The sequence below is a fragment of the Bacillus sp. SN32 genome (assembly GCF_002837495.1).
GTDB lineage: Bacteria > Bacillota > Bacilli > Bacillales > Bacillaceae > Bacillus > Bacillus subtilis.
The window spans coordinates 391,413-413,533 of sequence record NZ_PJCT01000001.1; the positions used below are offsets into that span (position 1 = coordinate 391,413).

The 22,121-nt window shown below is 43.6% G+C and carries 25 protein-coding genes; 17 read left to right on the forward strand and 8 right to left on the reverse strand.

The genetic code is table 11. The features are described 5' to 3' along the window. From CW370_RS21795 to CW370_RS02235, 8 genes are all read left to right on the forward strand, one after another. On the forward strand, nt 1-2,112 hold the full coding sequence (locus CW370_RS21795; protein ID WP_024573157.1) for a terminase: 2,112 nt from the start codon (nt 1-3) through the stop codon (nt 2,110-2,112). A gap of 11 nt (nt 2,113-2,123) precedes the next feature. Further along, nucleotides 2,124-2,453 (forward strand): XkdW family protein, encoded by a 330-nt coding sequence (locus CW370_RS02205; protein ID WP_024573158.1) that lies wholly within the window; start codon nt 2,124-2,126, stop codon nt 2,451-2,453. Next, complete coding sequence (locus CW370_RS02210; RefSeq protein WP_024573159.1) at nt 2,450-2,614, forward strand: XkdX family protein; 165 nt, start codon at nt 2,450-2,452, stop codon at nt 2,612-2,614. Before CW370_RS02205 ends, CW370_RS02210 begins: the two co-directional genes overlap by 4 nt. 43 nt (nt 2,615-2,657) lie before the next feature. Continuing rightward, on the forward strand, nt 2,658-3,497 hold the full coding sequence (xepA, locus tag CW370_RS02215) for a phage-like element PBSX protein XepA (protein WP_024573160.1): 840 nt from the start codon (nt 2,658-2,660) through the stop codon (nt 3,495-3,497). 52 nt (nt 3,498-3,549) lie between these two features. Next, nucleotides 3,550-3,819, forward strand: a complete 270-nt coding sequence (locus tag CW370_RS02220; protein ID WP_003232655.1) for a hemolysin XhlA family protein — start codon at nt 3,550-3,552, stop codon at nt 3,817-3,819. 12 nt (nt 3,820-3,831) lie between these two features. After that, nucleotides 3,832-4,095 (forward strand): phage holin, encoded by a 264-nt coding sequence (locus CW370_RS02225; protein ID WP_003232653.1) that lies wholly within the window; start codon nt 3,832-3,834, stop codon nt 4,093-4,095. Between the two features lie 12 nt (nt 4,096-4,107). Beyond that, nucleotides 4,108-5,004, forward strand: coding sequence for an N-acetylmuramoyl-L-alanine amidase (locus CW370_RS02230; protein WP_101169465.1), 897 nt, complete (start codon nt 4,108-4,110; stop codon nt 5,002-5,004). 76 nt (nt 5,005-5,080) lie between these two features. Next, nucleotides 5,081-6,172 (forward strand): acyltransferase family protein, encoded by a 1,092-nt coding sequence (locus CW370_RS02235; RefSeq protein ID WP_024571643.1) that lies wholly within the window; start codon nt 5,081-5,083, stop codon nt 6,170-6,172. On the opposite strand, the gene spoIISC is transcribed toward CW370_RS02235, so the two are convergent. From spoIISC to steT, 6 genes are all read right to left on the reverse strand, one after another. Then, nucleotides 6,169-6,321 (reverse strand): three component toxin-antitoxin-antitoxin system antitoxin SpoIISC, encoded by a 153-nt coding sequence (gene spoIISC, locus CW370_RS21150; RefSeq protein WP_131228329.1) that lies wholly within the window; start codon nt 6,319-6,321, stop codon nt 6,169-6,171. The two genes, CW370_RS02235 and spoIISC, sit on opposite strands and share 4 nt — an antisense overlap. 85 nt (nt 6,322-6,406) lie before the next feature. Next, a complete protein-coding gene (gene spoIISB / locus CW370_RS02240; protein ID WP_003232646.1) occupies nt 6,407-6,577 on the reverse strand; it encodes a three component toxin-antitoxin-antitoxin system antitoxin SpoIISB in 171 nt (56 codons plus the stop codon). After that, nucleotides 6,577-7,323, reverse strand: coding sequence for a toxin-antitoxin-antitoxin system toxin SpoIISA (gene spoIISA / locus CW370_RS02245; RefSeq protein WP_017695117.1), 747 nt, complete (start codon nt 7,321-7,323; stop codon nt 6,577-6,579). Before spoIISA ends, spoIISB begins: the two co-directional genes overlap by 1 nt. 109 nt (nt 7,324-7,432) lie before the next feature. After that, complete coding sequence (locus CW370_RS02250; RefSeq protein ID WP_029946430.1) at nt 7,433-8,434, reverse strand: inorganic phosphate transporter; 1,002 nt, start codon at nt 8,432-8,434, stop codon at nt 7,433-7,435. 12 nt (nt 8,435-8,446) lie between these two features. After that, complete coding sequence (locus CW370_RS02255; RefSeq protein ID WP_003218470.1) at nt 8,447-9,064, reverse strand: DUF47 domain-containing protein; 618 nt, start codon at nt 9,062-9,064, stop codon at nt 8,447-8,449. Between the two features lie 275 nt (nt 9,065-9,339). Beyond that, on the reverse strand, nt 9,340-10,656 hold the full coding sequence (gene steT, locus CW370_RS02260; protein WP_024573024.1) for a serine/threonine exchanger: 1,317 nt from the start codon (nt 10,654-10,656) through the stop codon (nt 9,340-9,342). A gap of 387 nt (nt 10,657-11,043) precedes the next feature. On the opposite strand from steT, the gene CW370_RS02265 reads away from it, so the two are divergent. From CW370_RS02265 to CW370_RS02275, 4 genes are all read left to right on the forward strand, one after another. Next, a complete protein-coding gene (locus tag CW370_RS02265) occupies nt 11,044-11,994 on the forward strand; it encodes a ring-cleaving dioxygenase (RefSeq protein ID WP_024573023.1) in 951 nt (316 codons plus the stop codon). A 100-nt stretch (nt 11,995-12,094) separates the two neighbouring features. Next, nucleotides 12,095-12,241, forward strand: coding sequence for a hypothetical protein (locus CW370_RS21155; RefSeq protein ID WP_122894618.1), 147 nt, complete (start codon nt 12,095-12,097; stop codon nt 12,239-12,241). Between the two features lie 7 nt (nt 12,242-12,248). Continuing rightward, nucleotides 12,249-14,399: a glycosyltransferase family 39 protein gene (locus tag CW370_RS02270; RefSeq protein ID WP_029946431.1), complete on the forward strand. Its 2,151-nt coding sequence runs from the start codon at nt 12,249-12,251 to the stop codon at nt 14,397-14,399. 11 nt (nt 14,400-14,410) lie between these two features. Continuing rightward, the gene (locus tag CW370_RS02275; RefSeq protein WP_015715747.1) at nt 14,411-15,382 is read left to right on the forward strand and encodes a glycosyltransferase family 2 protein; all 972 of its coding nucleotides are present in this window, start codon (nt 14,411-14,413) and stop codon (nt 15,380-15,382) included. A gap of 183 nt (nt 15,383-15,565) precedes the next feature. Here the strand turns inward: CW370_RS02275 and CW370_RS21400 are convergent, their stop codons facing one another. Together CW370_RS21400 and htrA are read right to left on the reverse strand one after the other, a co-directional pair. After that, entirely contained in the window at nt 15,566-15,742 is a 177-nt protein-coding gene (locus CW370_RS21400; protein ID WP_032680700.1) for a hypothetical protein, read from the reverse strand. Nucleotides 15,743-15,899: 157 nt separating this feature from the next. Then, nucleotides 15,900-17,258 (reverse strand): serine protease HtrA, encoded by a 1,359-nt coding sequence (gene htrA / locus CW370_RS02280; protein ID WP_041344803.1) that lies wholly within the window; start codon nt 17,256-17,258, stop codon nt 15,900-15,902. 168 nt (nt 17,259-17,426) lie between these two features. Between htrA and proG the strand changes: the two genes are divergently transcribed. The 5 genes from proG (at nt 17,427) to dppD (ending at nt 22,121) form a co-directional block, all read left to right on the forward strand. Continuing rightward, nucleotides 17,427-18,245 carry a pyrroline-5-carboxylate reductase ProG gene (proG, locus tag CW370_RS02285; protein ID WP_029946432.1) on the forward strand — a complete coding sequence of 273 codons (819 nt, stop codon included), beginning with the start codon at nt 17,427-17,429 and terminating at the stop codon, nt 18,243-18,245. Nucleotides 18,246-18,373: 128 nt separating this feature from the next. Further along, the gene (gene dppA / locus CW370_RS02290) at nt 18,374-19,198 is read left to right on the forward strand and encodes a D-aminopeptidase DppA (protein WP_014479576.1); all 825 of its coding nucleotides are present in this window, start codon (nt 18,374-18,376) and stop codon (nt 19,196-19,198) included. Nucleotides 19,199-19,214: 16 nt separating this feature from the next. Continuing rightward, a complete protein-coding gene (gene dppB / locus CW370_RS02295) occupies nt 19,215-20,141 on the forward strand; it encodes a dipeptide ABC transporter permease DppB (protein ID WP_003245446.1) in 927 nt (308 codons plus the stop codon). Nucleotides 20,142-20,146: 5 nt separating this feature from the next. Continuing rightward, nucleotides 20,147-21,109 (forward strand): dipeptide ABC transporter permease DppC, encoded by a 963-nt coding sequence (dppC, locus tag CW370_RS02300; protein WP_024572321.1) that lies wholly within the window; start codon nt 20,147-20,149, stop codon nt 21,107-21,109. Between the two features lie 4 nt (nt 21,110-21,113). Further along, entirely contained in the window at nt 21,114-22,121 is a 1,008-nt protein-coding gene (dppD, locus tag CW370_RS02305; protein ID WP_024572320.1) for a dipeptide ABC transporter ATP-binding subunit DppD, read from the forward strand.

The following is a 22,121-nucleotide window of genomic DNA, read 5'->3' on the forward strand; positions in this document are numbered from 1 at the left end:
ATGGCATACGAAGAAAAAACAGACTGGCTTCCGGACGACCCCATCAACGAAGATGACGTCAACCGCTGGGAAAAAGGCATAAAAGACGCCCACACAGACATGGCTGCCCACAAAAACGACATGAACAACCCCCACAACACAACAAAGGCGCAAATCGGGCTGGGGAATGTGGACAATGTGCAACAGGCGGCGAAGAAGGATTTTGACAAGCATGAGCAAGATCAGGTGCGGCATGTTACAGAGGAAGAGCGAGAGAAATGGAACAAAGGTCAATTATCTAAGATTACAAAAGATGATGGACAGCCTATGTTCAATATCACGAGTGATTTCCATACGGAACTGTTGAACTATCCTACATTGACTTATTTTTCTTATACTGGCATGCCTCTAAATTCACCAGGCGGCTCAGGAAGAGGATTTTGGACTTGCAGCGACAGCAAATTAAATGGTCATGTAATTGTGGTGACAAATGATAATAAAACTTTTCGTAAAACTCTCTTAAACGGTATCTGGTCAAATTGGGTTGAATTGGAGACGACAGAGGGCGCTCAAACAAAAGTGAACGCTCATGCAGACATTTCAGACATACATGTCACACAAGCAGAAAAAGACAAGTGGAATAACAGCCAGCTTTTTAAAATTACTGCAGACAACGGTCAAGGAAAACTATACTTAAGCGAAACAGATGATTTTCATAAAATTGTTCCACAGAACACTGGATTGGTTCATTTTGCTTCTGCACCAAATACACTAAACGGCCCCGGCACTTCAGTCAGGGGCATATGGACAATTAATGCGACTGGAAATTACGGGCAAATTATCGCTTTTGACAATACAAATAAAACGTATCGAAAGACGATCTCAGGAGGAGCCTGGTCAGATTGGGTTGAATTAGAGACAACTGCTGGGGCAGAGGAAAAGGTATCTAATCATGCTAAGGACTCAGCAATACACATTACATCTGTTGAGAGAAGTAAATGGAATGGAGCTCAGCTTACTAAAATAACAAGTGATATAGGAGGGGTGTCCATTGCAGCAAACGAAGGAGAGGACATTCTTCAAAAAATAATTGATCAAGGTAGAGGTATGGGCACATTTTATGCACATGGAAAAGCTGTAAACGCTCCATCCCCATTTTCAATAAGAGGAGTATTTCATTTGACTAGCCAATCAACTGAGGGGAAAGGTATGTTTGGTTGGGTCTTAGCTACCGATTACAGAAACAACGTTTTTACGAATTATTATGATGGAAGTACTGTTGCATGGCAAGGATGGAACAAGGTTGAAACTGAAACCAGCGCTCAGGCTAAAGCAGATAAAGCATTAGCTGATGCTAAAAACTATGTTGACTCTAATTATACGAATAATAAATTAACAGTTCTTACAGGATCCAATGCAATTCAAGACGCTAGAACAAGCGGTAATGAGTATCCAGCTGGGCTGACTTTTATGGATATAGGAGCAAATAATACAACAGGATACCCGCTTACCTATGGAATTGTAAAAAATGAAAAACACAGTAATTATAGATTTTCTCAATATTTTTATGGAACTGGAAATGAATCTAGCTCCTATTTTAACACAGGTTCTTGGATCCGCCATTGGTGGGCAGATTCAGGATGGACGGCATGGCAGAAAATTTCTGGATTTGCTCACGCGAATATTGGTACTACTGGAAAACAGTTGTTAATAAAAGGCGAGTCTCAAAAAGTTAATTATAATAGGAAAATAAAAGACAGCCATAATTGCTTCGACCCTACAAACAACCGTTTTATTGCACCAAATGACGGAATGTATTTAGTCAATGCTGGTATATATATAGAAAATTATCTAGAATATGCAAACTATGAAACTTCTATATATGTAAATGGGAGTAGATATAAAAACATCGCGCATTATAGAATAAGCCCTTCGAATCCCGAAGATAATACAAACATTAATATAGGTATATATGGTGCAGCAACAGTATCTGTCAACAAGGGAGACTATATTGAGATTTATTTATATGTCGGATATAACGGGCAGACACAACGCTATATCACAGATAGTTTAGGCTGGTATAACTATTTTGATATAACAGAAATTGGCGGCCGAAATTATCCTGCACGGTAGGAGGTGCAAAAATGATATTATACGACGCAATCATGTACAAATACCCTGACGCTGTGCCAAGAAAGGATTTTGAGCTGCGCAATGACGGCAATGGTTCTTACATTGAAAAATGGAACCTGCGCGCCCCAATCCCAACACAAAAAGAACTCGAAACCTGGTGGGAAGAGCTGCAAAAAAATCCGCCGTACGAGCCGCCTGATCAGGTGGAGCTTCTCGCTCAAGAATTGTCACAAGAAAAGCTGGCACGCAAGCAGCTTGAAGAGCTGAACAAAACTTTGGGAAGCGAGTTGTCAGATATAAAGCTATCATTACTTTCCTTGAAAGGAGATCTTGCCGAATGAATTATTGGGTGCTAGCCCTTTATTATGAGTGGGCGACAGCAGATATGGTAAAACAAGCATTAGCATATAAAGACTGTTCAATTGAGGATCTGGCAGAGGGTGTGAACAAAAAGATGATCACAGCTGACCAGTATAAAGAAATTACCGGTAAAGCCATGTAAGGCTTTTTTATTTTGCCTGTTTTTAGATCAAAGGAGGATGAAGATGGTGAAGTATCAATATGAATTTCCTCTCGATATGGCTGGAAAAGCCGGCGCTGTAAAGCCCTATCGAGGAGGAAAAAATGATTTTGTGACACCTGTTTCGAATTTGTCAGGCGTAGCGGAGATTTTAACAAATGCTGCTTTAAAGGCGACTGAGGCATACAGTCAGCTCGGGCAGGACAGGCTTGGCGCAGTTCTGATTTCGAAAGTGAAGGGCTGGGCGTATGCAGATCGTGAAGGTACGCTCTTTATAGAAGAAAGCGACAACAACAATGTTTGGACAACGACAGCAGCAGTTAATGTCGCAGCAGGCGTCCTGACAGCGACGGACTGGGTATATCTTTCTAAACGCTATTACCGTTTCCGCTATGTGAACGGGAATCTTCAGCAATCTGAGTTTGTATTATACCAATCAGTCGGTGCGGGTGAGATGGATGTGCGTGTCAATGAAAAAACGCCTTTACAGATTGACTTTGCGGAGAATCAAACACACGATGGACGGCTGAAAGTCGAGGCTCGCAAAACATTTGACTTTGTCTTTCATGAAAATGCAGAGTCCGCCGGCGAGGGGGCTGCTTTACCTGTTGACGGTGCCGCGCATTTACTCGTTGAAGTCTACGGCACAGCAGAAATGAGCGAAGTCAAATTTTGGGGCAAATCGGTGTCAGGACAGAAACTGCCGATCAGAGGCGTGAAAACTGATGATGCTACCACTGCCTCCAGTACATTAGGAAAAGCTGAGGCATGGGCCTTTGATATTAAAGGGTTTAAGGAGATCATCATGGAGATTATCAGTATCACCGGCGGTACTCTTTCGGTAAAAGGGACCGCGGTTTCATAATAGTCTCGGCCCTCGGAAGGGAGGTGATCTGCATGTGAAGGAGGAGTGAGAGATGCAGCAAGAGGCAGACGTGAATGTGTTTCAGCAGGATTTAGCAGACATGAAAGGCGAGCACAAAGCACTTGAGCAGAGGGTTTCCGCATTAGAACGCGTGTCTGACCGGCAAGACCAGCAAATCATGACGCTGAACGAAAAATTAAACAAAATTGAAGAAAACACCACGTGGATTAAACGCACCATCACAGGTGCCATCATTACAGCAGTGTCTACAGGCATCATTGGCGGAGCCATCGCCATTATGTACAGCCTGCTGCAGCATTAAAGGGGGATTTTTATGAACACGTTTGACAAGGGCACGGTCATCAGGACGGTGCTTCTTTTAATTGCTTTAATCAACCAGACCATGCTGATGCTCGGCAAATCACCATTGGACATTCAGGAGGAGCAGGTCAATCAGCTCGCTGACGCTCTTTATTCAGCCGGTTCCATCGCATTTACAATTGGAACGACACTTGCCGCTTGGTTTAAAAACAACTATGTAACAGAAAAAGGGAAAAAACAGCGCGACTTGTTAAGGGACAATAATCTGACGAAATAAGGAGAGATGAAAATGGTTAACATTATTCAAGACTTTATTCCGGTTGGCGCAAATAACCGTCCAGGCTACGCAATGACGCCGCTTTACATTACGGTGCACAACACAGCGAATACCGCAGTAGGAGCAGATGCTGCAGCGCATGCCCGCTATTTGAAAAATCCTGATACGACGACAAGCTGGCATTTTACAGTTGATGATACAGAAATTTATCAGCATCTGCCTTTAAATGAAAACGGCTGGCATGCGGGAGACGGAAATGGCAGCGGCAACCGGGCTTCTATTGGAATTGAAATTTGCGAAAATGCCGATGGCGATTTTGCAAAAGCAACAGCAAATGCCCAGTGGCTCATCAAAACATTAATGGCTCAACATAATATCAGTCTCGCCAATGTCGTCCCTCATAAGTATTGGTCAGGGAAGGAATGTCCGCGAAAATTGTTAGATACGTGGGATTCGTTCAAAGCAGGAATTGGGGGAGGCGGCAGCCAAACTTACGTCGTGAAACAGGGCGACACGCTTACATCCATAGCGAGAGCATTTGGTGTTACGGTTGCTCAGCTGCAAGAGTGGAACAATATCGAAGACCCGAATCTTATTCGCGTTGGTCAAGTATTAATTGTAAGTGCTCCATCGGCTGCTGAAAAACCCGAGCTCTATCCGCTCCCTGATGGTATCATTCAATTGACAACACCTTATACATCAGGAGAACACGTCTTTCAGGTGCAACGAGCACTTGCGGCTCTGTATTTTTACCCTGATAAAGGCGCTGTTAACAACGGAATTGACGGCGTTTACGGACCGAAAACAGCTGACGCAGTTGCCCGTTTTCAGTCTGTTAACGGTTTAACTGCTGACGGTATCTACGGGCCTCCGACTAGGGAGAAAATCCGTGCCTTATTAGTTATGTAGAAAGAAAACATTGACATCTTCAGCTAGTAAAACCATACTGAAAATGACGAATTTTGTATTTATGGGTGGTCTTACTGTGCAAAAAGATATTAAATTAAATAATGTCAAAGGTGTATTGATATTTCTGGTTGTATTTGCCCATTTGCTGGGTGTTAGTAAAAGCGGGCTGGAAAATATGATTGAATTCATTTATTCATTCCATATGCCTGCTTTTATTTTTTTAAATGGTTATTTTTCCAAAAGGCCATCAATCAAAAAAGTTATTAATCTCATTCTGTTATACGTTATTTTTCAAACCTTTTACTGTGTGTACCGTTACTACGCAGGTAACTTTTCTGTTATTCAATTTACTTACGGAAGACCGCATACTCATTTGTGGTATATTGTCAGTCTCTGCAGCTGGTATGCATTAGCTATCATTCTCAAGAAAATAAACGGCAGAAATGTCATAAAATCGACATTGTTGATTTTATTGCTGGTTGCAAGCTTTTTTTCCAGGTTTTACGCAGATGAGATAATAGAATTTATCAAAATATACTATAGCAATATGCATACACAAACGCTTTCTATATTAAGGACTTTTGTTTTTCTTCCATTTTTCTTGGCTGGTTTTTATTGTTCAAGTGGTCTGATGAGTAAAATATATAGTTTATTAGACAAATTTAAGTTTAAATTGTTTTCCACTTTAGCTGTCTCTGCATTGATATTCATCATATTAGACTTTCATCATGATAAATTTGATCAGCTGTTTTTTGGTTTTCTTGGCTATCAAAAATTCCATATAGAGAATCACAGTTATACTGCTATTGTATTCTTTCATTATTCTTTAGCAGTGTTAGGCATTTTCTTATTATTAAATGCAGTTGGTGCTGGCAAAAACAAATTAACCCAATGGGGAGAACACTCACTAGCGATCTTTTTATTTCATATGATCTTTGTCTTCCCGTTATTTACGCATAACAGCTGGTTAAATGAGCAAAACCCTGATACTCGATTAGTATTATGTTTTACGATGGCATTAGGAGTAACGTCTATTTTGGGATCGCGAGCATTTAACAGAATTGTGAAATATATAATCCATCCAATGAAGTATTTAGAAATCATGTACGCAAGGCTTTTTAATGAAACAGATAAAAATGATGAATATAAAAAGCGACATATTGTTTAATTGTCGCTTTTTTTTGTTCGTTTTTTTAGCTGTTTCATTACCATGGCACTGCGCTCCCTCACCCGAAGCGAGTACCCGGAAAGCCCAAACCTTCCGTAATCAACAAACTTCACACGCCTCACCAATTTTTTCACTGTATCACCTGACATTATCCTCTGTTTGTATTTATTATATGTCACCCTTTAAGAAAAGGAATAAGGACAAGAGCTGTTTTCCCTTGTCCTTTTAGTGTGATCATGCTTTTTTTCGTTTATACTCGTCAATCAGCCGTTCGTTTTCTTTGAAGATTCTTGCTGTATGCGGACTGACTTGATAGCTTGCGACACTGGTAGTTGAACGTTTTTTCAGGATTTTAAACGGCTTCGCCGCTCTGGGCTCGCATCTGTTTTGAAACGCACGTTCCATTATCCTTCACCTTCCTCCTCAATTGGCAGCACCAAATCATATATGCTCGTTAATGACGTAAATAGCAAATAATCAAATTCCGTGACAATGCTGTCAGACGTCAGCTTGATGACATAGTTCTGTGTCTCGATGGTAAAAGGGATGAGAACCACTTTTCCGTATTGGTCGTAATAAACATCCTTTCGATCGAGCCGTGTTTGTACATCTGCCGGATCATCCATATGCTCGGTTAACCGGTCTTTATCAGCCTGTGTCGAATAGTGGCAAAGAGAAGCCGTTAAGTTCATTTTATCAGCATAGGTTTTCAGCAGTTTATCAATACCTTCAGCATAAGCATCTATACTTCCATAATAAACATGGATCGGTTCGTTTTTCAATAGGTATTGGTATGTTTTCAGCCGATTGAGATACATGTGGAGCATTTCGTTGTTTTCTTCAAGAATTTCTCTTGTGTCTGTTTCAAGCTCGCTGCCGGCCAGTTTTTTGACGTATGCACTTAAGAAGATAAAAGCATCAATCAAAGCAAAACTGACTGCGACAATGAGATACCGTTTCCAGTGGGTAAATAGGGAAGTGGGCTCATATGTCCAGTATACCATAGCGCCCAGAACAAACAGCAAATACCAAGTTTTCCGGATGGCGGACATTTTTTCTTTGACCTTCGCTTCGAAACGCCACGTGGCATATACGTATAACCCCAGTCCGGCCACGATGCACCAGACCATGATCTGAAAGAATAAAACCATATTCGAATCCCTCACATCTGAAATAGGTTCTGCTTATTGTATTCGAGAGATCCGGATGGTTTTCCTGTTCCATCAAAAAAACCGCTCCTTTGACAGAAGCGGTGTGACATTAAAATATCATATTTAAAATAAAGTAGGCGATGGCACCAAGTGTCGCTGAAATCGGAAGCGTGATGACCCATGTAATGAGCATTCGCTTGGCCGTACCCCAGTTTACGCCTTTTACGCGGTGGGACGCACCGACGCCAAGAATTGATGAAGAAATGACGTGGGTTGTACTGACCGGCAAATGAATAAACGTGGCGCCGAAAATAATGGCTGCTCCGGTTAAGTCAGCGGAAACACCGTTTACCGGACGGATTTTCATGATCTTTCCGCCAACGGTTTTGATGATTTTCCAGCCGCCGATTGATGTTCCGAGACCCATGGCTGTCGCGCAGGCGAATTGCACCCAGGTAGGAATATCATTAGCAGAAGTATGTAAATTCGCTGTGATGAGAGCCATTGTGATAATTCCCATTGCTTTTTGCGCATCGTTTGTTCCGTGTGTATACGATTGCAGGGCAGCTGTTATAATCTGCACTCTGCGGAATTGCTTATTCGTTTTCGCCAAGTTGCTGTCTTTGAAAATCAGCTTAACGATGCTATAAAGAATAAAACCAAGGACAAAGGCAATAATTGGTGATAGAATCAGTGCTTCAATGATTTTAATGAAGCCCTTATAGTTTAACGCTGCAAATCCGGCTGCCGCAATGGCTGCACCGGCAATAGCGCCGATGATGGCATGGGATGAGCTGCTTGGGATACCGTAGTACCATGTGATAAGGTTCCAGGCAATTGCAGCGAGTAGCGCAGCCAAAATGACAACAGAGCCATTTTCCAGCGTATAAGGATCTACGATGTCTTTCGTAATGGTTTTGGCAACACCTGTAAACGTCATTGCTCCGACAAAGTTCATCACAGCAGCCAATATAATGGCATGGCGTGGTTTTAACGCTTTTGTTGATACCGAAGTCGCAATTGCGTTTGCCGTATCATGAAACCCGTTGATGAAATCAAACGCCAGAGCACAAATGACTATTAGTATCGTTAATATTAATAGAATATCCATTTTTACCCCTCGTTACGCGTTTTTCATAATGATGGTTTCAAGATTATTGGCAACACTTTGACAAGAGTCGGCGATTTCTTCAAGCGTTTCGTATATTTCACGATATTGAATGACTTTGATTGGATCTGTTTCATTTCCGAAAAGATTCTTTAATGATTTTCTGTGCAAGTTGTCACAACTGTGCTCATACTCTTTAATTTTGATTGCGTGAGGCTGAATATCCTTTAAGCGATTTTCTGCCAGCAGCTCGATCGTAATCAAAATCTCTTTCGCGCATTCTCTGATATATCCGCTGAATTTATCAATATGCTCGTCTGATGAAGTAATTGAGAAAATCTCCATCATGGCAGAGAAATGTTCGATTCCGTCAAGCACATCATCCAAGCTGTTTGTCAGCTGAAGGATATCTTCGCGCTCAATAGGAGTGATGAACGCTTTGTTAAGCTCTTTAATCATGACATGAACATGATTGTCACCTTTTGTTTCATATTCCTTTAACGTATCTGCAAATTCTTTAAGAGTCGTTTGGTTAGTGACCTTAAAATTCACAAAATATTCTGCAGTTTCGTCTATGTTCTTTGCAATTTCTGTTAAAAGGAGTGAGAACTTATCTTTTTTTCTTCTTATCATTAAAAACCCTCCATAGTTTGAATGAACAATGCACACATCAAATTATTATATAGCCTTTTGTCGAAAAAAAACAGGTAAAGTCGAAAAAAACGTATCTTGACTTTTTTGATAAATCGTGTCTCCTTATTTTGACCTACTTCGCTTTAAAAAAACGACCCAAGTTTGCAAAAACTTTCTGCTTAACGTAAAAAGTATATCAAAAGTTGTGTTTTTCCTGTCAACTTTTATCTTCTGTTTCACCAAAAAACGGTTCCCTAAACAAGGGAACCGTTTTATCAGCTTGCTTTTCGTTTTTTCATCCCGTAATAGACAGGCAGTCCGGCAAGGCCGATGAGGATGGATAATCCGCAGCTCATTGTATCTGTAATGAGTGTGCTGCCTAACACAAAGAAGGAGCCCGCGATTGCCAGAATTGGCATAAATGGATAAAGCGGAACACTGTAGACGCGCTTTTCTCCCTTTGCTCGCTTGCGGAGAATAAACACTGCAAAAAAGGCCATCACATAAAAAATGTAGATCATGAAAATGGAGATTTCTGAGAGCTTATCAGGGTTGCTGATCAGCATCATAATCAAAGCCAAAGCAATTTGAAAAGAAATCGCAATCCATGGTGTGCGGAACGACGGGTGTACATGTGACAGTTTTTCAGCAAATGGAAGCTGTTTGCGTTCCGCCATTGCAAATGAAACACGCGGGAAAGAAAGCACCTTTCCATTTAAGCACCCAAAGATGCTGACGATAATCCCTACACTGATCAGCTTTCCGCCAATTGAACCGAACAGCATGGTTGCAGCGGTGCTTGTCGCATTTTCACCAAGCGTGACAATTTCGTTCGCTGACAGGATGTGAAGCAATGCAAAATTAATGAAAATATAGATCGCCGTTACAATTAATAATCCGCCCGTCATAGCGCGTGGCAGCAGCTTTTCGGGATTTTTCATTTCTCCGCCGAGAGCGGCAAGGAGAATCCATCCGTCATAAGCAAACAACGTAGCTAAAATAGCCGCCCCGAAGTTCATATCAGAAATGCTTTCGTTTACTACTGTGAAGATGTGCTGATCGCCTTTCCAAAGGCCAAAGATGATGATGCAGGCAATCGGAATCAGTTTTCCGATCGTTGTCAGCGTTTGGACAAAACCGCCGTATTTTGTACCGATAATATTAATGACGCATAAAAAGAGAACTGCTATAATTCCAATGACTTTTGATAGTCCAGATCCCCAGCCGAAAAGATTCGCCATTAAAGATCCAAAATATAAACCCAGCGCGCCGATAATCGCCGGGCCGTAAATGATAATCTGCACCCAGCCGCACAAAAATCCCCAAAACTCGCCGTACACTTCTTCAAGGTACGTATAAAGCCCGCCGGTTTTTGGAATCTGCGTTCCGATTTCCGCGATTGTCAAACCGCCCGCCAGTGTTAAAATACCGCCTAACAGCCAGGCGAAAAGCGCCGTTTTTGAATCACCTGAATAAGCAAGCACAGCGCCGGGCTTCATAAAAACACCAGAACCGATAATGGTTCCGATGACAAGAGTAAGGGCAAACAAGAGGCCTATCTCTTTTTTCAAACCGTTGTCTTCAGTATGCATGTCCTTAACCTCCTATGATGTTGAAGCTTCATGTTGAAGAATCTATTTTTTCATATTGTAAACCCTATTTTAGAAAAGTGAAATAAAATAAATTTTCTGATTTTCGAAATTTGCTTTGTGTACAGCAAATAAAACTGTAAAAACGCCTGTTTTAACAATCTATAAACGAATAAACTTCGTGATTTTTATTTGTAAAGTTCGTGTTTTATGTATTAGGATTTTAGCCGGTACAGAGGGGAGGTGAGAATTCAGAAAATGAACGAACCTTCGGTGAAGCTGATATGTTGACTTTCTCATGCGAATAAAATACTTTGTTATTAGAACAATAAATATACAATTATGATATGATATCTCGAAATCGAGATAAAATAACCTGGAGGGACACATATGAAAGTTAACGGCATTCACCACGTATCGGCATTAACGGCCGACGCACAAAAAAACTTGGATTTCTATAAGAAAGTATTAGGATTAAAGCTCGTGAAAAAATCCGTCAATCAGGATGATCCGACAATGTACCATCTGTTCTACGGAGATGAAGTGGCAAACCCGGGAACTGAGCTGACGTTTTTCGAGATTCCCCGCATTGCACCGTTTCATGCAGGAACAAACAGTATTTCTTCTATTGGATTGCGCGTTCCAAGCACAGAAGCCCTGCATTACTGGAAAGAACGTTTTGAAGCGCAGCAAGTAACGCACAGCGGTATCTCCAAAAGAGCTGGACGTGACATATTGGCATTTCAAGATCATGAAGGGCAGCGACTTGTGCTGACTGCTGATGAGGAAGGAAAAGGATATGGCCTGCCTGTTAAACAGAGCGGCATTCCGGAAGAATTTTCGTTTCGCGGGTTAGGGCCGATTGAACTGACTGTGCCATATGCTGAACCAACCTTACACGTATTGACGAATATTCTTGGATTTACAGAAATCAGCCGTGAACCAGTCGAAGGGCAAGGAACCGCCGTTATTCTGGAATCAGGAGAAGGCGGTGCTGCAACGGAAATCCATTTAATAGAAAGAAACGATCTTCCGCGCGAGCGTCAAGGCAAAGGGAGTGTTCACCACGTTGCATTTCGGGTAAGAGATGAAGAAGAACTTGCCGGGTGGCACCGGATCATTAGCCGGGAAGGCTTTAGCAATTCCGGCATTGTGGAGCGCTACTATTTCAAGGCGCTGTATTTCAGAGAACCGAACGGCATTTTGTTCGAGTTATCAACAGACGGACCGGGCTTTATGGTAGATGAAAATCTTGATGAGCTTGGCCAAACGATCGCTCTTCCGCCGTATCTTGAGCATCGAAGAGCTGAAATTGAAGCGAAATTGAAACCGATCCAATAAATTGTGATTCATTTGCCTTCCGGCGCCGCCGGAGGGCTTTTTTTATTACCATAATTAATTTTGACCTAAACAGCATGCCTTATTAGGGAGGAAATATCAGATGCTGATTGGGAGAAATGGCTTAAAACCCTTTGCAAATATGGGTGATTGGTATGGAATGGCCTCGGCAAAAATATTGTCTTTGTTTATTAATAGTTTATTCATATTTGCTTGTTACACTATTCCCAAGTTAGACAAAAAGGAGTGAAAAATAAGTGGAAAAGAAAAAACGCGAGCTGGATATTTTCCTCATCCTCATTTTGCTCGCATCTGCATTCTTAAATATCTATAACATCTGGAATGATGATACGGTGAATCCTTATTACACCGCTGCAGTCACAAGTATGATGCAAAGCTTTCATAATTTTTTCTATGCCTCATTCGACGCGGCGGGGTTTATAACGGTTGATAAACCGCCCATTACATTCCAGATACAAACCATCAGCGCACTTATATTCGGTATGCACGGCTGGAGCGTCATCCTGCCTCAGGCACTTGCTGGTGTAGGTTCTGTCCTTTTAATGTATCTGTTAATAAAATCGACATTCGGTAAGACAGCAGCAAGAATTGCCTCTTTCATTATGGCATGTACACCGATTGCTGTAGCTGTAGCACGTACAAACAATGTTGATGCATTACTGGTATTTTTCTTATTGCTTGCTACATGGCTTCTCTTTAAAGCGATCAGAAAAGGAAAGCTGATCTGGCTGTTAGCAGCATTTTTCGTTGTTGGAGTAGGTTTTAATACAAAAATGCTGCAGGCTTACATGATTTTACCGGCTTTCTTATTGTTCTATCTGATTGCGGCAAACGCCACAATCAAGAAAAAAATCGTTTCATTGGTAAGTGCGTTAGCCGTATTAGCAGCCGTTTCGTTATCGTGGCCGCTCATTGTCGACAATATCCCTGCAAGCAAGCGGCCTTATATCGGAAGCAGTCAGACCAACTCTGTTTTGGAATTGGCTTTCGGATATAACGGGATTCAGCGGCTGACAGGCCAAAATTCCGGCGGCGGCCAGGGTGCGCCAAACAAAGACGCTTCAAAAGAAATGTCTTCTTCTGATAACACTCAAGCACCGCCTAATCAGTCATCAGGCAGCAGCTCATCAAGCGATGGTAAATCCTCAAATGGCAATATGACGGTACCTCCATCCAATGGCCAAATGCCAAGCGGCGGTCAAGGAAGCCCTCCAAGCGGCGGAGATGGCGGCCAAGGCGGACCTGGCGGAGACGAAGGGAAAGGCGGTACAGGAACCGGTTCGAAAATGCAATCAGGTTCAGGGATGTTTGGAACGGGAACACCTGGTCCACTGCGGCTTTTCCAAACAGAGTTATCTGATCAAATCAGCTGGCTTCTGCCATTTGCGATATTTGGAATCGCAGGCTTACTGATCGCAGGCGCGAGAGAAAGAAGAAGATTATCTGCAGAGCAGAAGGAAACGGTGTTCTGGGTTGCGTGGCTTGTACCGATTGCCGGATTCTTCAGTGTCGCAGAATTTTTCCATCATTATTATCTCATCATGCTGGCACCGCCGATTGCGGCTCTTGTTGGTGCGGGATGGGTTGCCCTTGTTCATCTGTATCGCAATCAGACAGGCTGGAAAGCATGGCTTTTGCCAGGAGCAATTATTGCGACAACTGGATTTGAATTGTTTATTCTCAGAAACTACAACGATCAAATCGGTGTTGGATGGAGTATCGGGGTAGGTGTTATCGGCGTGTTGTCAGCGATTGCTTTGCTGCTGTTTAAACAGCGCCAAAAACCGTTCAGTTATTATGTTTCACTTGCAGCTCTCCTCGCATTGCTGGTGATGCCGATTTATTGGGCAAGTACGCCACTTCTGTACGGAGGCAACAGCTCACTGCCTGAAACAGGCCCTCAGCTCGCATCAATGAGCGGAAAAGGCATGGGAATGTCTGATGCGACTGTAAATGAAAAACTGATCAAATATCTAGAGGAGAATAACTCCGGAGCTGAATACCTATTCGCCACAACCGATTCGAACACAGCGGCACCATATATCATTAAAACGAAAAAAGCTGTCATGGCTATTGGCGGATACAGCGGTTCTGACCCGGCAATCACACTGACTCAATTCAAAAAACTTGTAAAAGAAGGAAAAGTGAAATACTTCTTGGCTTCTGGAATGGGAAGAGGCGGAAACAATGACATTGTTGAATGGGTTGAGAAAAATGGAAAAGAAGTAGCATCAGAAAAATGGCAATCAAGTTCTGATCAAAAAACAGAAAATACTGATTCAGCTGATACATCAAGCAGCAAGGCTTCAGGTGAAAACGGCAAAATGGGCGGACCTGGCGGAATGAATCAGTCAGCAACATTATACGAACTACATGCTGATGAATAGGAGGCAAAAACATGAGCAGACATATTCAATATTCAATTGTTGTACCTGTGTATAACGAAGAGCTTGTCATTCATGAAACCTATCAGCGCTTAAAAGAGGTCATGGATCAAACGAAGGAAAACTACGAGCTGCTTTTTGTCAACGATGGCAGCAAAGACCGCAGTATTGAGATTTTAAGAGAGCACAGCCTGATCGATCCGAGAGTGAAAATTATTGATTTTTCAAGGAATTTTGGACACCAGATCGCCATTACGGCGGGTATGGATTATGCACAGGGGAATGCAATCGTCGTCATTGACGCCGATTTGCAGGACCCTCCTGAACTGATTTTAGATATGATTGAAAAGTGGAAGGAAGGCTATGAGGTCGTGTACGCCGTGCGGACTAAACGAAAAGGGGAAACCTTTTTCAAAAAACAAACCGCGGCTATGTTTTACCGGCTTCTCAGCGGTATGACAGATATTGATATCCCGATTGATACGGGGGATTTTCGCCTCATGGACAGAAAAGTCTGTGATGAAATGAAGAGATTAAAAGAAAAAAATCCATTTGTAAGAGGGCTAGTCAGCTGGGTGGGCTTTAAACAGACAGCGGTCGAGTATGTACGTGATGAAAGGCTTGCCGGAGAAACAAAGTACCCGCTCAAGAAAATGCTGAAGCTGTCAATGGACGGCATCACGACATTTTCACATAAACCGCTGAAGCTGGCAAGCTATGCGGGGATTTTAATGTCAGGTGCTGGATTTCTGTATATGTTTATCGTGCTGTATCTGAAGCTATTCACAGACAGCACGATTACCGGCTGGTCATCACTTATTGTGATCCAGCTCCTGTTCAGCGGCATTGTCCTTCTGATTTTGGGCGTGATCGGCGAATATATCGGCAGAATCTACGATGAAGCCAAAGACAGGCCGCTTTACATCGTCCAAAAATCGTATGGAATTGAAAATAAAAGACTCTATAGAGACCAGCATATGTCATAACCTCAAACCCCCTGTCCGTTACGGACAGGGGGTTTTTATGTTCTGAGCACGATCTAAAGCAAAAGATGTTGATAGATATATGGAAATTGGGTAAAGAAGAGATTGTGAGCTTGTACTGCGGTTCAGTCATGCTGAAATAAAAACAGCAAAACTTAAAGATTTCGTCCTCGGCTTTGCTGCATGTCAGCTGTTATATTGGGGGGCTTTTAAGAAACGCATGATTAGAGCCGTACCAGTTATGTTTAATAGAATACTGGTACCCAATACAATTCCCCACGTCAACGTCGATTCAGAGAGAAGAAAGCTCAGCAAAAGAAAAGCCAATCCTGCGCAGATCATACTCAGTCCCACGGTTTTCATGTTCATGCCTCCTAGCAAACGATGTTTCTAGCATCTGATGAGAATGATGTCAATCTGTATGATATACGGATATCTCGTCAGAAAGTTTCATAGAGCAATTAGGTCTTTTATCTAATAAAAAGCCTCAGACCGCTTTTGCGGCCTGAGGCATTATGTCTTACGAAGTTTTCTCTTCTTTTTGATCCAGTTTAATTTTTTTCGTCATTTCTTTGCCGTTTCGGAGAATTTTCACTTCAACGGTATCACCGATCTTTGCGTCTTTATATAAGATATTGCGCAATTCACTGCCTGTATCAATTTCTTTACCTTTTAGGCCGATGATAATATCCTCCGCTTTTAATCCGGCCTTTTCAGCAGGAGAGCCTGAAGCGACCTCACGGATGTAAACACCTTTATTCAGCTGGCTGCCGAACAGGCCGAGTGTGCCTTCTTGGTAATTTTGCGGCACTTGTTCTAGATCAAGCATGCTGACACCGATATATGGACGTTCAATTTGTCCTTTAGACAGCAATTCTTCAGCAATCGGTTTTACGTCATTGCTTGGAATGGCGAATCCGATACCCTCAACATCATCCTCACTGATTTTCATACTGTTAATGCCGACAATTTTGCCGTCTGTATTTAACAAAGGACCGCCGCTGTTACCTGGATTAATTGCTGCGTCTGTCTGAATGACGTTAATGCTCGTTTCGCCGGCTGATGTAGACATTGAAACCGTTCTGTCCACGCCGCTTACAATTCCTTGTGTTACTGTGCGGGACAGATCTTTTCCAAGCGGATCCCCAATCGCAATAACGGTCTCGCCTGTTCTGAGATCAGATGAATCACCGAAGTTTGCCACTTTTGTGACGTGGTCATCACTGATTTGGAGGACGGCTAAATCAGTTAACGAGTCACTGCCTACCAGCTTTGCAGTAACCTCAGTGCCGTCATATAAAGATACCTTCAGTGATGATGCCCCTTCCACGACGTGGTTATTTGTAATGATATAAGCCTTGCCATTCTCTTTTTTGAAAATGACACCTGACCCTGAACCGCTTTCTGTATCTTCGCTGGAATCAGAAGAACTAGAGCCGAACAAAGAGCTGTTTGATTGTGCCTGAAGATTTGTAATACCGACAATCGCTGGTGAAAGGTCTTCTACCATATCTGAGATTTTAGAAGAGTCCTCGCTCTTGAATGCAGATGAGCTGCTTGAGCTTGATGAGCTTTTTTTAGATTCAGAGGAGGTGCTTGTTGCTGTAACAGATTGCGTTTGCTGCTGGCTGGATGATTGTTTTGCAGTGTCCTGAGAATCATGGTCGCCAAGCGGTGTAAACGTGTAAATGCCAAGGGCGAGACTGCCGCCGATCACTCCGCCAAGCAACGGTCTGAACCATCCGAATCCTCGTTTTTTCTTCTCCTGATCATGAATGACATTGCGGGCCGAGTAGGAGGCGCTCTGATCGTTCTCTTTCGTTAAAAAGACCTCATTCTCATTACCTTTCGTTCTGTTTTCATCACGATAGTTATCCATCATGTTCACTCCGTTTCTCTATTTTCACATGTCTATTTATATTGATAGGTTTATGACTTGAGTTTATCATAAACAAAAACTGTGGGATAAAAATGAAAAGATTATGGGAAATTGTGAAAAAGTGCGGAAAACGGTACACTTCATATTGTATATGAAAGGACTGAGTCGATGGAACAGATTGGATTGATTGGATATGGCAGCATGGCGGATATGATCGCCAGACAGCTGTTGAAACATGAACAAATAAAAGAGAATGAGCTATTTATTGAGACGAGAACGAAGGGGGAGCGGCTGCGGGCACTCATGTCAGATTATCCAAACGTATCGGCTGATCCGTTGGAGAATTGGGCAAATACGTGCCAATTGATTTTGATATGCGTCCCGCCGCTCCATGTCATCGAAACAATGCGCCGTCTGCACCCGTATGTGAACAGAAATACTCACATCGTATCCATAGCTGCCGGTGTGCCGCTACGTCTTTTGGAGGCAGAAACAGAAGCGGGTATCTCACGTGTTATTCCTGCCATTACGTCCGAAGCAGAAGCCGGCATCTCACTTGTCGTTCACAGTGAAGCACTGGCTGCAGAGAAAAAAGAACGTCTGAATGAATTGTTATCGGTTTTCAGCCGTGTACGGGAAATCAAAGAATCGAATGTTGATGCGGCCAGCAATTTAACGAGCTCGGCACCGGGATTCATAGCTGCAATCTTTGAAGAGCTGGCACTGTCTGCCGTCAGAAACAGCAGCCTGTCCAAAGAAGAAGCCTTTGATTTTCTGATTCATTCGCTATACGGAACTGGCAAGATGCTGATCGAAAAAAATATGTCTTTCGAGGAGACGCTGGAACGTGTTGCAACCAAAGGCGGAATAACGGGAGAGGGAGCTGAGGTGATACACGCCTCTGTGCCGGACGTTTTTGATGAGGTGTTTGAAAGAACCCTGAAAAAATATGAACTGCTTACAGAACAGGTTGGTAAACAAACATGAATCCTTGAAAGAGGATTCTTTTTTTATCACTGAATGATTGAGATTTTTCCCAGTTATATTGCATTTTTCCTCTTTTTTTAATATAATTTGTTAGAATATTCATAATTTAGTAAAAAAGGAGGAGCGTTATGAAATTGTACATGTCAGTAGATATGGAAGGTATTTCGGGTCTTCCGGACGATACCTTTGTGGATTCCGGCAAGCGGAATTATGAACGCGGACGGCTTATCATGACTGAAGAAGCAAACTACTGTATTGCTGAAGCGTTTAACAGCGGGTGTACCGAGGTGCTGGTCAATGACAGTCATTCGAAGATGAATAATCTGATGGTTGAAAAGCTTCACCCTGAAGCAGACTTGATTTCTGGTGACGTCAAACCATTTTCAATGGTGGAGGGACTGGATGATACGTTTACAGGCGCTTTGTTTCTCGGTTATCATGCGAGAGCCTCGACTCCCGGTGTCATGTCACACAGCATGATTTTCGGTGTCCGTCATTTTTACATAAACGATCGGCCTGTCGGTGAGCTTGGATTAAATGCATACGTTGCCGGTTATTATGATGTCCCGGTATTAATGGTAGCCGGGGATGACCGGGCGGCAAAGGAAGCGGAAGAGCTTATCCCGAACGTGACGACAGCCGCAGTCAAACAAACCATTTCAAGATCCGCAGTGAAGTGCTTGTCGCCTGCGAAAGCCGGACGGCTGTTGACAGAAAAAACCGCATTTGCCCTGCAAAACAAGGACAAAGTCAAGCCGCTCACACCGCCTGACAGGCCGGTTCTGAGCATTGAATTCGCCAATTATGGCCAAGCAGAATGGGCGAATCTGATGCCGGGAACGGAAATCAAGACGGGAACTACAACCGTTCAATTTCAGGCGAAGGACATGCTTGAAGCCTATCAGGCAATGCTTGTCATGACTGAGCTTGCGATGCGGACATCATTCTGCTAAAGGGGTGTTTTAGGCTTTGGCGCGATACATGATAAAGCGTTTTTGGGCAATGGCAGCTACGATTTTGGTGATTACCACCCTGACTTTTGTTCTCATGAAGGTCATTCCCGGATCTCCTTTTAACGAGGAGAGAGGCACAAATGAAGCCGTTCAAAAAAATCTCGAAGCCTACTATCACTTAGACGATCCTCTCATTTTCCAATACATTTTCTACTTAAAATCCATCATTACATTCGATTTCGGACCTTCAATTAAAAAACCGTCGGACAGCGTAAATGATATGCTGGAACGCGGATTTCCCGTTTCCTTTGAGCTTGGGATGACAGCGATTGTCATTGCTGTGATTTCTGGGCTGGTGCTGGGCGTAATTGCTGCACTCCGCCGCAATGGCTTTTTGGACTACGCCGCGATGAGTCTTGCAGTACTCGGCATCTCCATCCCGAATTTTATTCTGGCAACATTGCTCATTCAGCAATTTGCTGTCAATCTCAAACTATTTCCCGCTGCGACATGGACGAGCCCGATTCATATGGTGCTTCCGACCGCAGCGCTTGCTGTAGGGCCAATGGCGATCATTGCCAGGCTGACACGGTCGAGCATGGTCGAAGTTCTGACACAGGATTATATCCGCACAGCAAAAGCAAAAGGGCTTTCTCCGTTCAAAATTATCGTAAAACACGCACTCAGAAATGCACTCATGCCCGTCATTACCGTCCTGGGCACACTCGTCGCCAGCATCTTAACAGGAAGCTTTGTCATTGAAAAAATCTTTGCCATTCCGGGAATGGGAAAATATTTTGTTGAAAGCATTAATCAGCGGGACTACCCCGTGATTATGGGAACGACCGTTTTTTACAGCGTCATTCTGATTATCATGCTGTTTTTGGTCGATTTGGCCTACGGTCTCTTAGACCCGCGCATTAAACTGCATAAGAAAGGGTGAAGCGTGTGAATCTCCCTGTACAAACGGATAAACGTCAGCCAGAACAGCACAATCAGGTGCCTGATGAGTGGTTTGTCTCGAATCAGGAAAAAAATCGGGAAGCCGATTCGGTCAAGCGGCCGAGTTTGTCATACACGCAGGATGCCTGGAGGAGGCTGAAAAAAAATAAATTAGCGATGGCCGGACTCTTTATTCTTTTATTTCTTTTTGTCATGGCAGTTATCGGGCCCTTTTTATCGCCCCATAGTGTCGTACGCCAATCGCTGACAGAACAAAATCTTCCGCCCTCAGCCGATCATTGGTTCGGCACCGATGAACTCGGCCGGGATGTGTTTACCCGGACATGGTATGGCGCGAGAATCTCGTTGTTTGTCGGCGTGATGGCAGCACTGATTGATTTTTTGATCGGTGTCATTTACGGAGGCGTTGCCGGCTATAAAGGCGGCAGGATTGACAGCATTATGATGCGGATTATCGAAGTGCTGTACGGACTGCCGTATCTGCTTGTTGTCATTTTGCTGATGGTGCTCATGGGACCGGGACTGGGCACGATTATTGTGGCGCTTACTGTGACCGGGTGGGTCGGCATGGCGAGAATTGTAAGAGGCCAGGTGCTTCAGATTAAAAATTATGAATATGTACTCGCCTCGAAAACCTTTGGCGCGAAAACCTTTCGCATCATCCGGAAGAATTTGCTGCCGAATACTATGGGAGCGATCATCGTACAAATGACATTAACCGTACCTGCCGCCATATTCGCAGAATCATTTTTAAGCTTTCTCGGCCTCGGCATACAGGCTCCGTTTGCAAGTTGGGGCGTGATGGCGAATGACGGCCTGCCTACGATTTTATCTGGGCATTGGTGGCGCCTGTTTTTTCCGGCCTTTTTCATATCTCTGACGATGTACGCGTTTAATGTGCTGGGGGACGGATTGCAGGATGCGCTTGACCCTAAGCTGAGGAGGTAGCTGTATGAAAAAAGTTCTGTCAGTCCAAAATCTGCACGTGTCTTTTACGACTTACGGCGGGACGGTTCAGGCGGTCAGAGGGGTGAGCTTTGATTTGTATAAAGGAGAAACCTTTGCGATCGTCGGCGAATCCGGCTGCGGCAAAAGCGTTACCTCCCAAAGCATCATGGGCCTGCTTCCGCCTTATTCGGCGAAGGTGACAGACGGCAGCATTCTATTTAAAAACAAAGACCTTTGCCGTCTCTCTGACAAAGAAATGAGAGGTATAAGGGGAGCCGACATTTCTATGATTTTTCAAGACCCGATGACGGCGTTAAACCCTACGCTGACTGTCGGCGACCAGCTGGGGGAAGCGCTATTGCGCCACAAAAAAATGAGCAAAAAAGCGGCACGGAAAGAGGTGCTTTCCATGCTGTCATTGGTTGGTATTCCAGATCCCGGAGAGCGCCTAAAGCAATATCCCCACCAATTCAGCGGCGGTATGAGACAGCGGATTGTCATTGCGATGGCGCTGATTTGTGAGCCTGATATCTTAATTGCGGATGAACCGACCACCGCCCTGGATGTAACCATTCAGGCACAGATTTTAGAGCTGTTTAAAGAGATTCAGAGAAAAACGAATGTGTCTGTCATTCTGATTACGCACGATTTAGGGGTTGTTGCCCAGGTAGCTGACAGAGTCGCAGTCATGTATGCCGGGAAAATGGCGGAAATCGGCACAAGAAAAGATATTTTTTATCAGCCGCAGCATCCATATACAAAAGGCCTGCTGGGCTCTGTCCCGCGGCTGGATTTAGATGGCGCTGAGCTGACCCCGATTGACGGAACGCCGCCGGATTTATTTTCGCCTCCGCCGGGCTGCCCGTTTGCCGCTCGCTGTCCGAACAGGATGGTTGTGTGTGACAGGGTGTACCCGGGCCAGACGATCAGATCTGACTCGCACACCGTCAACTGCTGGCTGCAGGATCAACGAGCAGAGCATGCGGTGCTGTCAGGAGATGCGAAGGATTGA

Bases quoted from the DNA above. Each gene is read 5' to 3' on its own strand.
- CW370_RS21795 (WP_024573157.1), top strand. From the start codon at position 1: ATGGCATACGAAGAAAAAACAGACTGGCTTCCGGACGACCCCATCAAC.
- CW370_RS02205 (WP_024573158.1), top strand. From the start codon at position 2,124: ATGATATTATACGACGCAATCATGTACAAATACCCTGACGCTGTGCCA.
- CW370_RS02210 (WP_024573159.1), top strand. From the start codon at position 2,450: ATGAATTATTGGGTGCTAGCCCTTTATTATGAGTGGGCGACAGCAGAT.
- xepA (WP_024573160.1), top strand. From the start codon at position 2,658: ATGGTGAAGTATCAATATGAATTTCCTCTCGATATGGCTGGAAAAGCC.
- CW370_RS02220 (WP_003232655.1), top strand. From the start codon at position 3,550: ATGCAGCAAGAGGCAGACGTGAATGTGTTTCAGCAGGATTTAGCAGAC.
- CW370_RS02225 (WP_003232653.1), top strand. From the start codon at position 3,832: ATGAACACGTTTGACAAGGGCACGGTCATCAGGACGGTGCTTCTTTTA.
- CW370_RS02230 (WP_101169465.1), top strand. From the start codon at position 4,108: ATGGTTAACATTATTCAAGACTTTATTCCGGTTGGCGCAAATAACCGT.
- spoIISC (WP_131228329.1), bottom strand. From the start codon at position 6,321: ATGTCAGGTGATACAGTGAAAAAATTGGTGAGGCGTGTGAAGTTTGTT.
- spoIISB (WP_003232646.1), bottom strand. From the start codon at position 6,577: ATGGAACGTGCGTTTCAAAACAGATGCGAGCCCAGAGCGGCGAAGCCG.
- spoIISA (WP_017695117.1), bottom strand. From the start codon at position 7,323: ATGGTTTTATTCTTTCAGATCATGGTCTGGTGCATCGTGGCCGGACTG.
- CW370_RS02250 (WP_029946430.1), bottom strand. From the start codon at position 8,434: ATGGATATTCTATTAATATTAACGATACTAATAGTCATTTGTGCTCTG.
- CW370_RS02255 (WP_003218470.1), bottom strand. From the start codon at position 9,064: ATGATAAGAAGAAAAAAAGATAAGTTCTCACTCCTTTTAACAGAAATT.
- steT (WP_024573024.1), bottom strand. From the start codon at position 10,656: ATGCATACTGAAGACAACGGTTTGAAAAAAGAGATAGGCCTCTTGTTT.
- CW370_RS02265 (WP_024573023.1), top strand. From the start codon at position 11,044: ATGAAAGTTAACGGCATTCACCACGTATCGGCATTAACGGCCGACGCA.
- CW370_RS21155 (WP_122894618.1), top strand. From the start codon at position 12,095: ATGCTGATTGGGAGAAATGGCTTAAAACCCTTTGCAAATATGGGTGAT.
- CW370_RS02275 (WP_015715747.1), top strand. From the start codon at position 14,411: ATGAGCAGACATATTCAATATTCAATTGTTGTACCTGTGTATAACGAA.
- CW370_RS21400 (WP_032680700.1), bottom strand. From the start codon at position 15,742: ATGAAAACCGTGGGACTGAGTATGATCTGCGCAGGATTGGCTTTTCTT.
- htrA (WP_041344803.1), bottom strand. From the start codon at position 17,258: ATGGATAACTATCGTGATGAAAACAGAACGAAAGGTAATGAGAATGAG.
- proG (WP_029946432.1), top strand. From the start codon at position 17,427: ATGGAACAGATTGGATTGATTGGATATGGCAGCATGGCGGATATGATC.
- dppA (WP_014479576.1), top strand. From the start codon at position 18,374: ATGAAATTGTACATGTCAGTAGATATGGAAGGTATTTCGGGTCTTCCG.
- dppD (WP_024572320.1), top strand. From the start codon at position 21,114: ATGAAAAAAGTTCTGTCAGTCCAAAATCTGCACGTGTCTTTTACGACT.